Raw genomic sequence first — 15,941 nt, forward strand, 5'->3', positions numbered from 1 at the left:
CGTCGCGCAAGTCAGCAGAACAAGGGAGAGAATCACTTGCCATGCGGCCCGGACGCCGCTGCGGCCGGCGGGGCGGTGAAGATTTGCGCGCGGCGGCATCAGCGCTTCCGAAACTGGCGTTGTCTCACCCATGGCACCCATGTTTTCGGCAACGCTGTCGCGCCCTGGCCGTATTCTTGGGCAAGGTAGCACATGACGCACGAATCCAGTGCGCAGCGCGCAGCAGCGGCCACGGTCTTGCCTCATTTGACACCGACAGAGCGGGCGTTACGAGGGGCGAAGGCTCGCACGTCGCCGCTGTCCTTGCGCTTGGCGACACGCACCACAGGGAAAACGGGAATGACAAAAGCCACCACTTTGCGTCGCGTGAGCGCGCTCGCCGTCGCCGCGATCACGCTCGGTGTCGCGGGCGGGGCTTTGGCCCAGACCGCAGCACCGGCGAAGCCCGCCGCCAAGCCCGCCCAGGCGCAGCCCGCCGCGCCCGCGCAGGCGCCCGCCGCGCAGCAGCAGGCGCCGCAGTCGGTGGCCGTGCCGGGCATCAATACGCCTTGGACCAAGGTGTGCGGCTCCGATCCGGCCTCCAACAAGGAAATCTGCATGACCACGCAGGATTTCACGGCGGAGACGGGCCAGCCCCTGGCCTCCGCGGCGATCCGCGAGGTCAAGGACGATCCGAACAAGAAGTTCATCGTGTCCGTGCCGGTGGGCATGCTGCTCCAGCCCGGCACCCGGGTGGTGATCGATCAGCAGCCGCCGCTGGCGCTGAAGTATGAGATCTGCTTCCCGAACGGCTGCTTCGCCGGCATGGACGTGAACGCGGAGTTCGTGACCAAGCTGAAGAAGTCGCAGAGCATGACCATCCAGGCGTTGCAGATGGGCGGTCGCACGCTGAATTTCGTGCTGCCCACCAAGGAATTCGCCAAGGCCTATGACGGCGCGCCGTCCGATCCCAACGTGGTGGCGGCCGAGCGTCAGAAGCTGGCGGACGAACTGCAGAAGCTGGCGCAGAAGAAGATGGAAGCCAACCAGCCTGCCGGCGCCGCGCCTGCTCCCGGCGCGGCCCCTGCGGCTCCCGCCCCGGCCGCCCCGGCGCGCTGATCAAGCCTCGGTCCCAGAACTGAAAACGGCGCGCCTCTGGCGCGCCGTTTTGCGTATGGGGGGCCGCTCTCAGGCGCTGCGGATGCGGGCGACAAAGGTGTCGGTGGCCACCCGCAATTCGGTGGAGGTGCGCGACAGCTCGGTGGATGCGCCCAGCACCTGGCTGGCGGCACTGCCGGTCTCCGCCGCGGTCTGATTGACCTCGATCATGTTCTCCGAGGCATCGCGCGCGCCCTCGGAGGCGCGGGCGATGGAACTGGCGATCTCGTCGGTGGCGGCGGACTGCTGGAATACCGCCGAGGCGATGGTGGTGGAGATCTCGTTCATGTGACCGATAGTGGAGGCGATGCCGGTGATGGCGGAGACCGCCTCGTCGGTGGCGCGCTGGACGGTGGAGATCTGGGCCTCGATCTCGGCGGTGGCCTTTGAGGTCTGCTCGGCGAGGTTCTTCACCTCGGAGGCGACCACGGCGAAGCCGCGGCCGGCCTCGCCGGCGCGGGCGGCCTCGATGGTGGCGTTGAGGGCCAACAGGTTGGTCTGGCCGGCGATGTCGCTGATGAGGCGCAGGATGTCGCCGATGCGGCGGGCGGCCTCGGACATGGTGGTGACCTTGGAGGCGGCGTCATTGGCCTCGGTCACCGCGACGCCGGCGATGCGGGCGGATTCCTTCACCCGCGCGCCGATTTCGGTGACCGAGGCGGAGAGTTCCTCGGCGGCGGCGGCGACCGCCTCCACCATCTCATTGGCGACCTGGGAGGCCTGGGTGGCCTGGCCGGAGCGGTTGGAGGTCTGTTCGGCCATGATGGACAGGCCGCGGGCCGAAGCCTGCAGTTCCTCGGAGGTGGAGGAGACCGATCCGGCGATCTTGCCGACCACCCGATCGAGTTCGTCGGCGACATCATGGAAGGCGCGGCGGCGATCCTCCTCCGCCTGGGCCCGCATCTGCACATGCTCCTGCTGCAGGCGCACCATCTCCAGGCTGTTGCCGCGCAGGATCTCCACCGCGCGGCCGATCTCGCCGACCTCGTCCTTGCGGGCGGTGCCGGTGATTTCGACGTCCAGCACGCCGTGGGCGATCTGTTCGATTCCCCGGGTCATGTCCCGGATGGGCTGGATCAGGCGGCGGTTGATGAAGATAGCGAAGCCGGCGACGATGGCGAGAATGGCCAGCACGACGGCGCAGGCCATGAAGAACCCGCTGCGCGCGGTGGCGATGCTGGTGTCCGACTGGGCGCTAGCGGCAACAAAGGCGGCATCGCGCGGGGCAAGGCCATCCAGCAGGCTCTGGCGGATCTGGGCGCGCCAGTCATCGACGGTGAAGGGGGGCGGGGTTTCGCCCTTGGCGGCGGCAAAGCCCTTCAGGGTGATGGCATTGCCTGCGTCCAGGAAGCCGGCCTTGGCCTTTTGCATCGCGGCGGCGAGGCCGGGCACCGTCTCCACGTCCTTGCCCATATGCGTCAGCGCTGCCCAATAGGCGGTGACCTGGCCGTCCAACTGGAGAAACTGCTCGATCTGGGCGGGTGAGAACGTCTTCCCCGAGCCGAGGAACACGGTGATCATGGTGGCGCGGCGCCCACCCACGTCGCGAATGGTGGACGACATCCGCGCCAGCGAGGCGAGGCGGCCGATGGAGGTGTCATTGTCGCCGGCGCGCAGTTCCAGCGTGGCGGACACCCGGGACAGATCCTGCAGGTAGGTCTGGGCGGTGGGCAGGAAGCTGGCAACGAAGGCACCGTCGCGCTGGGCGCGGGGCCGATCCAGTTCCACGAGCGCGCGGGCGCGCAAGGTGCGGATGTTGCCCGCGATGGTCTTGATGGCAGCCTCGACCGACGTGCGATCGGCGGCGCCAAGGTTTTCCGCCGAGGCCTGCGTCGCCTTGATGCTGTCCTCGGTGCGGGAGATCACCGCGCGGCGGTTGTCGAGTTGCGCTGCGGTGGGGGCGGCTTCGGCCAGGAGGGCCGGGCTGAGATCGCCGCGCTCCAGAGAGTATTTATCCATCACAGAAGCGAGGTTGGCGAAGACTTGCATCTGCGCCTTCGCGTCAAGTGCAGCCTGCCAAAGGTACCACTGGTTGACGGCGAAAGCTGTGCTTGCAATGAGAGAAAAAGCGCCAAGTGTTGATATGCACAGTAATATAATGCCGCGAATACGCATAAAAATCTCCAGGCAGCAAAGTCTCCCGCGCTGCAACATCTAGCGTGAAGCTTGCGTGGGGCTGTTGATTTTACGCATCATAATGTTGAATTAATCTGGAGCGCGCGCACAGGTCGTCCCGCCCATCCCCTGAAACGCAAACGGCGCGCCATTGGCGCGCCGTTTGGTGTTTCGGGTGGCGTATCTCAGGCGCTGCGGATGCGGGCGACGAAGGTGTCGGTGGCCACCCGCAATTCGGTGGAGGTGCGCGACAGCTCGGTGGATGCGCCCAGCACCTGGCTGGCGGCACTGCCGGTCTCCGCCGCGGTCTGATTGACCTCGATCATGTTCTCGGAGGCATCGCGCGCGCCCTCGGAGGCGCGGGCGATGGAGCTGGCGATCTCGTCGGTGGCGGCGGACTGCTGGAACACCGCCGAGGCAATGGTGGTGGAGATCTCGTTCATATGGCCGATAGTGGAGGCGATGCCGGTGATGGCGGAGACCGCCTCATCGGTGGCGCGCTGGACGGTGGAGATCTGGGCCTCGATCTCGGCGGTGGCCTTTGAGGTCTGCTCGGCGAGGTTCTTCACCTCGGAGGCGACCACGGCGAAGCCGCGACCGGCCTCGCCGGCGCGGGCGGCCTCAATGGTGGCATTGAGGGCCAGCAGGTTGGTCTGGCCGGCAATGTCGCTGATGAGGCGCAGGATGTCGCCGATGCGGCGGGCGGCCTCGGACATGGTGGTGACCTTGGAGGCGGCGTCATTGGCCTCGGTCACCGCGACGCCGGCGATGCGGGCGGATTCCTTCACCCGCGCGCCGATTTCAGTGACCGAGGCGGAGAGTTCCTCGGCGGCGGCGGCGACTGCACCCACCATGTCGTTGGCCACTTGAGAGGCCTGGGTGGCCTGGCCGGAGCGACTGGAGGTCTGCTCGGCCATGATCGACATGCCGCGGGCGGAAGCCTGCAGTTCCTCGGAGGTGGAGGAGACCGATCCGGCGATCTGCCCGACCACCCGTTCCAGTTCGTCGGCCACATCGTGGAAGGCTTTGCGGCGATCCTGCTCGGCCTGGACACGAATGGTAACTTGGTCTTCCTGCAGCCGGACCATCTCCTGGCTGTTGCCGCGCAGGACCTCGACGGCGCGACCGATCTCGCCCACTTCATCCCGGCGGTCCAGGCCCGGGATGTCCACGTCGAAGACGCCCTTGGAGATCTGCTCGATGCCGACCGCGAGCGTGCGGATGGGTTGCACCACGCGGCGGGTGATGAAGACGGCGAAACCGGCGATCAGGGCCAGGATCGCCACGATGCCGACGCAGGCGAGGATGAAGCCGAGGCGGGCATTGGCGATGCTGGTCTGCGACTGGATCGCGGCAGCGGCGAAGGCCGCGTCACGGGGCGCCAGCGACTTGACCAGGATCGGGCTGATCTGGGCGCGCCATTCACCCACCGGCATGGGCGCCGGTGCGTCGGGGGACTTGGCGGCGTCGAAAATCTTCCGGGTGGCCCGGCCGCCCTCGACGACAAAGCCCTTTTCGGCCGCTTCCAGCGCGGCGGAGATGCCGGGAACGTCATCCAGTTCGTGACCGGCGTGCAGCAACACGGCCCAATAAGCGGCGACCTGACCGTCGAGCAGCAGGAACTGCTCCATGGTCTCCGGCGTGAATTTCTTGCCGGAGCCGAGATAGGTCGTCAGCATGGTGGACCGACGCCCGGCGGTATCGCGCATGGCGGCGGAAATGCGGGCCAGGGAGGCCAGGCGGCCGATGGAGGTATTTTCGTTGCTCGCGCGCAATTCCAGCGCGGAAGAGATCTTGGCGATCGCCTGGAGCACCTCGGTGGCTTCCGGCACGTAGCGGGCGACCACTTGGGGGTCGCGCTCGGCGCGGGGCTTCTGCATCTGCGGCCAGGCGGTATCGCGCAATTGGCGCATGTTCTTCGCGGCAGCGGCGATCGGGCCTTCCACGGCCGCGCGATCGCTGGCACCGAGGGCTGCGGCAAACGTCTGCGACGCGGCCAGAACCTCATCCGTGCGGCCGGTGTTCCTCTTGGCGGTCTCGATCATGGCCGGAGTCGCCGCAGCCTCGCCGAGCAGCATCTGGTTGTAGTCGCCGCGCTCGACGGAGTAGCGCTCATTGACATAAGCGAGGTTGGCGAAGACCTGCATCAGGGCCTGGGCGGTCGTTGCCGACTGCCAGTTTCGCCACTCGCCGACCGCGAACATGACACCGCCGGCGAGCGAAACCGCCCCCAACGTTGAAATGCAAAGTAGAAACAACCCCCGAATGCGCATCCTATCCTCCGGATCGCGAGAACCCAGAGTGCAATCTTACCGAGTGAGCTTGTCCGAGGCTGTGTTTGTCATTGCTAGCTATCGACGCGTGCAATGCACAATTTTTTGGACGCATTGCACATGTGCGGGCGAGGTGCGGAGGTGGCGTTGATGGTGGGGGCGGCGGTGCGCGCACAGGTGCGCCGCGGTGCCGATCACGCGGTGTCGATTACGCAGCGGCATGGCGCGATATGCGGGCGTGTCCGCAGGAGGCACGTCAGGTCACAGGGCTGGCCGCAGGGCGTCGTAGGGTCAGGCCGGCCGGAGGTGTACCGGTTCACGCGATCAGCCGTATCGGCCGCGGGCGAGTGAGCGCCCCCGATCGACGGCAGGCGCGTCAGTTCAGAAGGTCGCGCCGCACCCGCCAGCCACCGGCTCCATCCTCGGCAAGGGCTTCGGCAACGCGGGGATGGCGCACCGGCTCGTCGGAGGTGTCGGGCTCCAGATTCTGCTCGGAGACATAAGCGACGTATTCATTCTCCGCATTCTCGGCCAGCAGATGATAGAAAGGCTGGTCCTTGCGGGGCCGGATTTCCTCCGGGATCGACAACCACCATTCCTCGGTATTGTCGAACACCGGGTCCACGTCGAACACCACGCCCCGGAAGGGGAAATGGCGGTGGCGCACCACATCGCCGATGGAGAAGCGCGCCGTCCGGGTGCGGGTTACGGGCGCCGCTGCCGGCGCCGAGGGCGCCTCAAGGGCGGCGAGGGCGGGGCCGGCCAGATCGCGCACAGTGGGGCGCTTGCGCGCGCCCGGCGTGCCCGACTGCCCCTGGTCCTTCACGCTCCTCGCCATGCCACTGTTCCTTCGTGTCCAGACCTCGCCCGATGCCGCGCGGGGCCACCGGTTGAGTCGTCAGCATCTTACCCTGGCTAACCTTGCGCAAGCCCGTCTCGCACCGGCCGGGTAGTCCGGCCCAGGCGATCGCCCGGGCCGTGCGACCTCACAGTCCATAGACCTTGGCGAGGTCTGCGTCTTTCGCCGCGACGATCCGCGCCAGATCGACGATGACCTTCGCCTGCTTCCAGGTGGCGTCATCCTGCATCTTGCCGTCGATCATCACCGCGCCGGCGCCATCGGGCATGGCTTCCAGAATCTTCAGCGCGAATGCCACTTCGCCCGGATCGGGACTGAACACCCGTTTGGCGATCTCGATCTGGGTCGGGTGCAGCGACCAGGCGCCGACGCAGCCCTGAAGGAAGGCGTTGCGGAACTGGCTCTCGCACGCGGCCAGGTCGGCGAAGTCACCGAACGGGCCATAAAACGGCTTGATGGCCGCCGCCGCGCAGGCGTCCACCATTTTGCCGACTGTATAGTGCCACAGATCCTGTTGATAGGCGGCGCGCGGATTGTCGCCGTCCGGGTCCGCCAGGACCTTGTATTCGGGATGGCCACCGCCGACGCGGGTGGTCTTCATGGCGCGGGAGGCGGCCAGATCCGCCGGGCCGAGGCTCATGCCGTGCATGCGCGGGGAGGCGCTCGCGATGTCCTCCACATTCTTCACGCCCTCGGCGGTCTCCAGAATGGCGTGGATCAGGATCGGCTTGCGCACCCCATGCTTGGCCTCCAGCTGGGCCAGCAACTGGTCGAGATAGAAGATGTCCCACGGCCCGTCCACCTTGGGCAGCATGATCACATCCAGCTTGTCGCCCACCGCGCCGACGATCTGGGTGATGTCGTCCAGCGCCCAGGGGCTGTTCAGCGCATTGATGCGGGTCCATAGCCCGGTGGTGCCATAGTCCACCGCCTTGGCCATCTCGATGAAGCCGGCGCGCGCGGCCTCCTTGGCGTCGATGGGGATGGCATCTTCCAGATTGCCCAGCACCACATCCACTTGGCGGGCGATGTCCGGCACCTTGCCGCGCATCTTTTCCAGATGCGGCGGTACGAAGTGGATCATGCGCTCCAGGCGCACCGGCAGGTCGCGATAAGGCGCCGGCGCGCCGATGGCGAGCGGCTTGAAGAAGTTGCGCGGCAGCTTCACGGGATCCCCCCTGGAATTATGCCGCCAGAATGGACAGCCCATCCCGCCGCGGCAAGAGCAACTTTGCCGTGCAGCATGGCGGTGCGGCGGTGCAGCGATGACGGGGAGCCGACTTGGAGCCATCGCGCCGTCCTCGCGTGGGCGTGCCTTGACCCCAAGGTCCCGGCCCCTACCATTCGCGCCCACACGGATTGGAGGAACGCGGTGCTGTCACGGCGCGGACTATTGGCGGGGCTGGCTCTCGGCCTCGGCGGGGCGGTGCCGGGCGTACCGGCGTGGGCGCGGGTCGGGGCCTCCGACCTGCCGACGCAATTCCTGATCGGCTACGGCAGTCTGATCGACGCCGACTCACGCGCCGGCACAGCCGGGGCGCGGCTGGAGGCGGTACCCATGCGGGTGGCTGCGGATTTCGGCTGGCGACGGGTGTGGAATCTGGTGGCGGGGAGCGGATTCACCGCACTGGGCCTGGAGGCTGGCCGCACCGATGCCGCCGCCGAGACCATCAATGGGGTGCTGTTTCCGGTGGATGCGCCGACGCTGGCCAAGTTCGACCGGCGGGAGGCGGGCTATGACCGGGTTCTGGTGCCCAACGCTTTGATCCAGTCACTGTCCTGGATGCGCCTGCCGGAGGCCGGCAGGGTCTGGATCTATGTGCCGAAGCCGGGCGCGCGCACCTCGGTGCCGGACGCGGGCCATCCCATCGTCCAGTCTTATGTGGATCTCGTGCTCTCCGGCGCGCTGGCCTATGGCGAGCCGTTCGCTCGCGAGGTGGTCGAGACCACCTTCGGCTGGGACAGCTTCTGGCTGAATGACCGGCCGTTTGCCCGCCGGCCCTGGTCGGCCAACCCGTCCGCGGGCACCATTGACCGCCTGCTGGCCACCACGCCGCCGGCAGAGGCGGCCTTTGCCCGGCGGCTGCTGAGCGAAGACTATGCGGCGCGCTATCTGATCCCCGCGCGCACCCTGGAACCGGCGCGACCCTGAGGCCTACCGCAGTGCATCGCGCATAGCTTGGCGTGCCGCCTTGCGTCCGGCGTGACTTGTGAGGGACCCGCGAACATCGTCTCTTCGCGCCTGCCAGTGTCTGCAGGTGCCATGACCGACCTTTTCGGCCTCGCCTTTCCCTTCTTCGGCCTGATCTTCCTCGGCTTTGCGTGCGGGCGCTTCGTGCGTCTGCCGGAGGAGGGGCTCGCGTGGCTGTCCTTCTTCATCATCTATGTGGCGCTGCCGGCGCTGTTCTACCGCATCGTCTCCCAGACCCCGTTCGCGGAGCTGGCCAATCCGCGCTTCATCCTGGCGGCGGTGATCTCCACCGCCACCACGGCAGCGCTGGCGCTGGCCATCGCGCTCTGGTTCCTGCGCGGCAACCTCGCCCAATCCGCCATCGCGCTCAATGTCGGCGCCTATGCCAATGTGGGCTATATGGGCCCCGGCTTGTCCCTGGCGGCGCTGGGCGCGGATGCGGCCACGCCGGCGGCGCTGATCTTCGCCTGCGACAGTCTGCTGTTTTTCACGCTGGTGCCGCTGCTGATCGCCGTGCACGGCCGCAGCGGCCATCTGGGCGCCACGCTGCTGACGGTGGTGAAGCGAATCGCCACGCATCCGTTCAACATCGCCACCTTCCTCGGCGTGCTGGCGGCGGCGTTCGAGTTCCGCGCCCCCGGCGCCGTGGAGCGGATGCTGGATTTCCTGAAGAATGCGGCCGCGCCGTGCGCCTTGTTCACGCTGGGCGTTACCGTGGCGCTGCGTCCGCTCCAGCGCGTGCCGCGGGAGCTGCCGCCGCTGCTGGCGCTGAAACTCTTCTTCCACCCGGCCATCGCGCTGGTGGTGTTCAGTGCCTTCGGACCGTTCTCGGACCATTGGATGGAGACGGCGGTCTTGATGGCGTCCCTGCCGCCGGCGCTGAACTGCTTCGTGCTGGCGCGGCAGTATCGCGTCTATATGGAGCAGGCCTCGGCCGGGGTGCTGGTGGGCACGGTCCTGTCGGTGGCCACCGTCACCGGACTGCTCTATCTGATCCAGCAGAAGCTGCTGCCGCTGCATTTGCTGCATTGAGCGGGAAGGGCGGCTGCGCCCAGTGCTGGGGCTGGGAGGCGGGGGGCGGTCTCCCGCCGCCGCCGATCCGTCGCTCAGGCCGCGCGGCTGCCGAGGCCGAGACGCATCACCTGGCGGCGCAGCGGGCCGATGCGGTCCAGCAGATAGAGGCCGAGACCACGGGCGCCCTGCACCGGCATGAGGTCCGACAGCAGCGAGCGATTGAGCAGGTCCACCGCCTTCATACGCCCGTCGATGTCGCGGGTGCGGTCGGCGGCATAGCGGGCCAGGAGATCGGCCCCGCCGATGTCGCCGCCTCTGGGGAGGGCGGCGGACACCAGATCGACGATGGACAGGGCATCGCGCAGGCCCAGATTGAGCCCCTGCGCGCCGATGGGCGGCATCACATGGGCCGCCTCCGCCATGAGGGCGACGCGGGGGGCGGTCAGGTCGGTGGCCGTTTCCGCCACCAGGGGGAAGGCGGCGCGGCCGTCCTCCACCTCGAACGCGCCGAGGATCGACCCGGCGCGGCGCTCGAACTCCCGCGCCAGTGCCGGCAGATCCAGGCCCAGCAGGCGCACCGCTTCCTTGTCGTCCACCACGCAGACGATGCTGGAGCGGTCACCGGGCAGCGGCACCAAAGTGAAGGGGCCGGTCTCGGTGTGGAATTCGGTGGAGATGTCCCAATGGGGCCGGGTGTGGCGCACGGTGGCGGTGACCGCCACCTGCGGATATTCCCGCTTCTTCATGGTGATGCCGCAGATCTCGCGCACCTTGGAGTTGCGCCCGTCGGCGGCGACGACCAAGCGGGCGGCGAGGGCCTCGCCAGTGTCGAGCGTCAGGGTGGCTGCGTCCATCTCCGAGGTCAGCCCGGCGAGCGAGGCCCGCGCCAGCCGCAAGGCGGGCATGGTCCGCGCCACGGCACTCAACTCGCGCCGCAGCACGTCGTTCTCGATATTGTAGCCGAACGCCTCCAGGCCGATCTCGCCGGAGCGGAAGGTGACTTCGGGCGCGCGGATCAGGCGGCGGGTGCCGTCGACGATGCGCATGTCCCGCAGCGGCGCGGTGTGCGGCATCAAATGCTGCCACACGCCGAATTGCTGTAAAATCTTCACCGAGCCATCCAGCAAGGCGGTGGTGCGGTGGTCGTTGCCGCGCTCCGGGCCGGTAATCAGGGTGGTGGAGATCCCGGCGGCGGCCAACCCGATGGCGGCGGCGAGTCCCGCCGGTCCCGCGCCGACCACTGCCACATCGGTCTGGGTGAGCTGCGACATGACCATCTCCTGCCTGTGCGGGGACCGGGACCGCGCGCCACGCGCGCCGCCCGGTCGGTGCTGATTTCGGCGTGCAGTCTAGCGCCGAAGGCCGGCGCCGTCGCGCGGGCGCATCGTCTCAGCGGGGCGGCTGCGCGCAACGGCGCCTGAGGCGGGGTGTTGTGATCGCGGCGGCGCCCTTGCCGGGACCGCAGACACCCCTATGATCCGACCCGTTTGCAGTGAGGGGGAGTTGGCCATGGTTGCGGCAGTTCGGGTGCATCAGGTGGGCGGGCCCGAGGTGCTGTCCTACGAGCGCATGGATCTGCCGCCGCCGGGGCCGGGCGAGGTGCGGCTGCGCCACACCGCCATCGGGTTGAATTTCGTCGATACCTATTTCCGCTCCGGCCTCTACAAGGCCCCGGCTCTGCCCTTCATTCCCGGCAGCGAGGGCGCCGGCGAGGTGGAGGCGGTGGGCGAGCACGTCACCGATTTCCATGTGGGCGATCGGGTGGCCTATGCCACCGCCATGGGCGCCTATGCCGCCGTGCGCAACATTCCCGCCTCCGCCCTGTTGCACCTGCCGGCCTCCATCGATGATCGCACCGCCGCCGGCATGATGCTGAAGGGCATGACCGCCTCCTATCTGGTCAAGCACACCTATGCGGTGAAGCCGGGCGACGTGGTGCTGATCCAGGCGGCGGCTGGCGGCGTCGGGCTGATCCTGGCGCAATGGGCGCGGGCGCTGGGCGCCACCGTCATCGGCACCGTGGGCTCGAAGGAAAAGGCCGAGCTGGCGCTCACCAGCGGCACCGACCATGTGATCCTCTATCGCGACGAGGATTTCGTGCATCGGGTGAAGGAGATCACCAGCGGCAAGATGTGCGACGTGGTCTATGACGGCGTCGGCCAAGCCACCTATCCGGCCTCGCTGGATTGCCTCAAGCCGTTCGGCCTGTGGGTCTCGTTCGGCAATGCCTCCGGCGCGATCCGCAATTTCGATCTGCTGGCGCTGTCACAGAAGGGCTCGCTCTACGCCACCCGCCCAACGCTGGGCACCCATGTGGCCACGCGCACCTCCCTGGTGGCCACCGCCAACGATTTGTTCGAGGCGGTGCTCACCGGCGCGGTGAAGGTGCCCATCCACCAGAGCTATGATCTGAAAGAGGTGCAGAAGGCCCATCGCGACCTGGAAAGCCGTGCCACCACAGGCTCCACGGTGCTGCTGCCGTAGGGGACGCGGCTTCGATCCTGACCCACGGGGAGGCGCCATTGCGGTCCGCCGGATGGCGGTGCGTCGGCCGCAAATCATGCGAAACATTCGCAAAAATGCGCCGCGTGACTTGCGCGCGTCCGCATCCTGCATGATATGTCCGATTCCATAAAACCACACGGCGGGGCTGTTCGGCCTGCCCGTGCTGCGACGGACCCGTTCCGGCCATGATGCGCCAATACGAGCTCGTCGAGCGCGTTCGACGGTACAATCCCCAGACCGACGAGGCGTTGCTCGACCGCGCCTATGTCTATGCCATGAAGGCCCACGGCACCCAGCTGCGGGCCTCCGGGGACCCGTATTTCTCCCATCCGCTGGAAGTGGCGGCGATCCTGACCGAGCTGAAGCTCGACGACGCCACCATCATCGCCGCGCTGCTGCACGACACCATCGAGGATACGGGGGCCACCAAGGCCGAGATCGAGCGCCTGTTCGGCAGCCAGATCGCGCAATTGGTGGAAGGCCTCACCAAGATCAAGAAGCTGGACCTGGTGTCCAAGCAGGCCAAGCAGGCGGAAAACCTGCGCAAGCTGTTGCTGGCCATCGCCGACGACGTGCGCGTGCTGCTGGTGAAGCTCGCCGACCGTCTGCACAACATGCGCACGCTGAAATATGTGCCGCAGGAAAAGCGCGATCGCGTCGCCCAGGAAACCCTGGACATCTACGCGCCGCTGGCCGCCCGCATGGGCATGCAGGAGATGCGCGAGGAACTGGAGGATCTGGCGTTCCGCCAGCTCTCCCCGGAAGCCTATGGCTCCATCACCGGGCGGGTGACCGAATTGCGCGAGCGCAACGGCCCCCTGGTGCAGGAGATCGAGCGCGAGCTGACCGAGGAACTGGCGCGCCGCGACATGAAGGCCGAGGTGAAGGGGCGCGAGAAGAAGCCTCACTCCATCTGGGGCAAGATGGAGCGCAAGGCCATCGGCTTCGAGCAGCTCTCCGACATCTATGGCTTCCGCGTGATCGTGGGCAGTGTGGAGGAATGCTACCGGGCCTTGGGGGTGGTGCACACCAAATGGCGGACCGTGCCGGGCCGGTTCAAGGACTATATCTCCTCGCCCAAGCCCAATGACTATCGCTCGCTGCATACCACGGTCATCGGCCCGCGCCGCCAGCGGGTGGAGTTGCAGATCCGCACCCGCGACATGGACGAAATCGCCGAATACGGCATCGCCGCCCACGCGCTCTACAAGGACGACACCGGCGCCCCCGGCGTGATGCTGTCCAATGAGAGCCGGGCCTATGCCTGGCTGCGCAAGACCATCGAAAATCTGGCGCAAGGCCTGTCGCCGGAAGAGTTTCTGGAGCACACCAAGCTCGAGCTGTTCCACGATCAGGTGTTCTGCTTCACACCCAAGGGGCGGCTGATCGCGCTGCCGCGCAAGGCAACGCCGATCGATTTTGCCTATGCGGTGCACACCGACATCGGCAACACCGCCGTGGGCTGCAAGATCAACGGCACCATCGCGCCGCTGGTGTCGGAATTGAAGAATGGCGACGAGGTGGAAATCATCACCTCGAAGGCCCAGACCCCGCCCGGCGCCTGGGAGACCATTGCCGTCACCGGCAAGGCCCGCGCCGCCGTGCGCCGCGCGACGCGAACCGCCGTGCGCGCCCAATATGCCGGCCTTGGCCGCAAGATTGCCGAACGCGCGTTTGCCCGCGCCGGCAAGGCCTTCTCGGAGGAATCCGTGGCCAAGGGTATGCCGCGGCTTGCCCGCACCGCCGTGGAGGATGTGTTCGCGGCGGTCGGACGCGGCGAGATCAAGACCGATGATCTGATCCGCGCGGTCTATCCCGAATGGACCGCCCAGCGTCCCGAGGATCGCGCCACCGGCGGCAACAAGGCGCCCCAGGGCGAGGGCTGGTTCGAGCTGAAGCGCGGGCACAATCTCAAGTTCAAGATCCCCGACGGGGCGCAGGAGGGCTACGCCTCCGCCATCCCGATCCGCGGCATCAATTCCGATCTGCCGGTGCGCTTTGCCCCCGAGGGCGGCGCGGTGCCGGGGGACCGTATTGTCGGCATCCTGGCGCCGGGGGAGGGGATCACCATCTATCCGATCCAGTCCCAGGCCCTGCAGCATTTCGAGGACGCGCCCGAGCGTTGGCTGGACGTGCGCTGGGATGTGGACGAACTGAGCGACGGCCGCTTTCCGGCGCGGATCCTGGTGACGGCGGTGAACGAGCCCGGCACGCTGGGGCAGGTGGCGACCATCATCGGCGAGCGCAACGGCAATATCGCCGGCATCAACATGCGCTCGCGCTCGCCGGACTTCACCGAGTTGGTGATCGACCTGGAAGTGTTCGACCTGCGCCATCTCAACGGCATTCTCGCCGACCTGCGGGCACGGCCGGTGATTTCCAGCGTCGAACGGGTGAACGGCTGAGCGAGAGCCGTGTTCGCCGCGCCTGCGGCGGTGGGGCGATTGATTTTACAGCTTCAAAGCCCGATCAATGCCAACCGCATCTTGCCGACCGGGCACAGGCCCGCTTTTGGCACCCTGCTCCAGGAGATCTGCTTCATGACCGCGCGCGCGCCCATCCGGCTGGGATTGAACGTGGACCACGTCGCCACCGTTCGCAACGCGCGCGGCGGCGCCCATCCCGATCCGGTGCGCGCGGCCTTGCTGGCGGCAGCCGCCGGGGTAGATGGAATCACCGCCCATTTGCGGGAAGATCGGCGCCACATTCGCGATGCGGACATCGCCGGCATCAAGGCGCAGGTGGCGCTGCCGCTCAATTTCGAGATGGCAGCCACGGACGAGATGGTGGCCATCGCTTTGGCCACCCATCCCCATGCCTGCTGTCTGGTGCCCGAACGGCGCGAGGAGCGCACCACCGAAGGCGGCCTGGATGCGGCGGGGCAAGCCGCCGACCTGATGCCGAAGATCAAGCAACTGAAGGCCGCCGGTATCAAGGTCTCGCTGTTCATCGCCGCCGATCCGGCGCAGATCGCGGCCGCCAAGGCGCTGGGCGCGGACATCGTCGAACTGCACACCGGCGCCTGGTGCGAGGCGCTGGCGGAGGGGGATAAGACGGGCGCGGATGGAGAGTTCGAGCGCCTGCGACTCGGGGCGCGTCAGGCTGCCAGCCTGGGCCTGGAAGTGCACGCCGGGCATGGGCTCGATTTCGACACCGCGGCGCAAATCGCTCACTTTCCCGAGATTGCCGAATTGAACATCGGGCATTTCATGATCGGCGAGGCCATCTTCGACGGTCTGGACGGGGTGGTCCTGCAAATGCGGGAGGCCATCTCCCGAGGCCAGGCCATGGGGGAGCGCGCGGCATGATCCTCGGTATCGGCTCGGACTTCACCGATCGGCGGCGGATCGAGAAATCCATCGCCCGTTTTGGCGACCGCTTTGTCGAGCGCATCTTCACCCCCGCCGAGCAGGCCAAGGCGCAGGCCCGCGCACGGCCGGCCGAGACCTATGCCAAGCGTTTCGCCGCCAAGGAAGCCTGCGCCAAGGCGCTGGGAACCGGCATCGCCCGCGGCGTGTTCTGGCGCGACATGAGCGTGGTCAATCTGCCCTCCGGCCAGCCGACCCTGGAACTCACCGGCGGCGCCGCGATCCGCCTCCAGGAACTGGTACCACCGGGCTACGAGCCGCGCATCGCGTTATCGCTGACCGACGAGGGGCCGTTGTCGGCGGCCTATGTGATCATCAGCGCCGAGCCGGTGGGCGCCGCGTCCGGCCCTGTTGCCTGAGGCAAGCTTCGGCGGGCCGCGCGTTGCCGCGCGCCGGTGAAACGTCTATAGCAGCACAATCCGTACGTGCCGGATGCTGCCGCTACGACAGGGTTTCAGCCCGTTTTTCGGCGCAGTTTG

At 67.5% G+C, this 15,941-nt stretch carries 12 protein-coding genes; 7 read left to right on the forward strand and 5 right to left on the reverse strand.

Features of this window, described 5'->3' with window-relative positions; translation table 11 throughout:
- The first annotated feature begins 339 nt into the window (after nucleotides 1–339).
- Nucleotides 340–1,098: an invasion associated locus B family protein gene (locus tag AAG816_RS18235; protein ID WP_341991096.1), complete on the forward strand. Its 759-nt coding sequence runs from the start codon at nucleotides 340–342 to the stop codon at nucleotides 1,096–1,098.
- 69 nt (nucleotides 1,099–1,167) lie between these two features.
- On the opposite strand, the gene AAG816_RS18240 is transcribed toward AAG816_RS18235, so the two are convergent.
- The 4 genes from AAG816_RS18240 to AAG816_RS18255 all read right to left on the reverse strand — a co-directional run bounded on the left by AAG816_RS18240 (nucleotide 1,168) and on the right by AAG816_RS18255 (nucleotide 7,552).
- Entirely contained in the window at nucleotides 1,168–3,126 is a 1,959-nt protein-coding gene (locus AAG816_RS18240) for a HAMP domain-containing methyl-accepting chemotaxis protein (protein WP_341991097.1), read from the reverse strand.
- A 311-nt stretch (nucleotides 3,127–3,437) separates the two neighbouring features.
- Nucleotides 3,438–5,456, reverse strand: a complete 2,019-nt coding sequence (locus AAG816_RS18245) for a methyl-accepting chemotaxis protein (RefSeq protein WP_341991098.1) — start codon at nucleotides 5,454–5,456, stop codon at nucleotides 3,438–3,440.
- A gap of 445 nt (nucleotides 5,457–5,901) precedes the next feature.
- Nucleotides 5,902–6,204 (reverse strand): heat shock protein HspQ, encoded by a 303-nt coding sequence (gene hspQ, locus AAG816_RS18250; RefSeq protein ID WP_341991143.1) that lies wholly within the window; start codon nucleotides 6,202–6,204, stop codon nucleotides 5,902–5,904.
- Nucleotides 6,205–6,511: 307 nt separating this feature from the next.
- Nucleotides 6,512–7,552, reverse strand: a complete 1,041-nt coding sequence (locus AAG816_RS18255) for a CoA ester lyase (protein ID WP_341991099.1) — start codon at nucleotides 7,550–7,552, stop codon at nucleotides 6,512–6,514.
- A gap of 204 nt (nucleotides 7,553–7,756) precedes the next feature.
- Here AAG816_RS18255 and AAG816_RS18260 point away from each other — a divergent pair, with 204 nt between their 5' ends.
- Together AAG816_RS18260 and AAG816_RS18265 are read left to right on the forward strand one after the other, a co-directional pair.
- A complete protein-coding gene (locus AAG816_RS18260) occupies nucleotides 7,757–8,536 on the forward strand; it encodes a gamma-glutamylcyclotransferase family protein (protein WP_341991100.1) in 780 nt (259 codons plus the stop codon).
- A 111-nt stretch (nucleotides 8,537–8,647) separates the two neighbouring features.
- A complete protein-coding gene (locus AAG816_RS18265) occupies nucleotides 8,648–9,607 on the forward strand; it encodes an AEC family transporter (RefSeq protein WP_341991101.1) in 960 nt (319 codons plus the stop codon).
- A gap of 74 nt (nucleotides 9,608–9,681) precedes the next feature.
- On the opposite strand, the gene AAG816_RS18270 is transcribed toward AAG816_RS18265, so the two are convergent.
- Nucleotides 9,682–10,860 carry a UbiH/UbiF family hydroxylase gene (locus AAG816_RS18270; RefSeq protein ID WP_341991102.1) on the reverse strand — a complete coding sequence of 393 codons (1,179 nt, stop codon included), beginning with the start codon at nucleotides 10,858–10,860 and terminating at the stop codon, nucleotides 9,682–9,684.
- A gap of 238 nt (nucleotides 10,861–11,098) precedes the next feature.
- Between AAG816_RS18270 and AAG816_RS18275 the strand changes: the two genes are divergently transcribed.
- From AAG816_RS18275 to acpS, 4 genes are all read left to right on the forward strand, one after another.
- Complete coding sequence (locus AAG816_RS18275) at nucleotides 11,099–12,073, forward strand: quinone oxidoreductase (protein WP_341991103.1); 975 nt, start codon at nucleotides 11,099–11,101, stop codon at nucleotides 12,071–12,073.
- 206 nt (nucleotides 12,074–12,279) lie between these two features.
- Nucleotides 12,280–14,499 (forward strand): bifunctional (p)ppGpp synthetase/guanosine-3',5'-bis(diphosphate) 3'-pyrophosphohydrolase, encoded by a 2,220-nt coding sequence (locus tag AAG816_RS18280; RefSeq protein ID WP_341991104.1) that lies wholly within the window; start codon nucleotides 12,280–12,282, stop codon nucleotides 14,497–14,499.
- 135 nt (nucleotides 14,500–14,634) lie between these two features.
- Nucleotides 14,635–15,402: a pyridoxine 5'-phosphate synthase gene (locus AAG816_RS18285; RefSeq protein ID WP_341991105.1), complete on the forward strand. Its 768-nt coding sequence runs from the start codon at nucleotides 14,635–14,637 to the stop codon at nucleotides 15,400–15,402.
- Nucleotides 15,399–15,821 carry a holo-ACP synthase gene (gene acpS, locus AAG816_RS18290; RefSeq protein WP_341991106.1) on the forward strand — a complete coding sequence of 141 codons (423 nt, stop codon included), beginning with the start codon at nucleotides 15,399–15,401 and terminating at the stop codon, nucleotides 15,819–15,821. The genes AAG816_RS18285 and acpS overlap by 4 nt, the downstream gene beginning before the upstream one ends.
- Nucleotides 15,822–15,941: the final 120 nt, after the last annotated feature.

It is taken from the genome of Azorhizobium sp. AG788, from assembly GCF_943371865.1.
GTDB lineage: Bacteria > Pseudomonadota > Alphaproteobacteria > Rhizobiales > Xanthobacteraceae > Azorhizobium.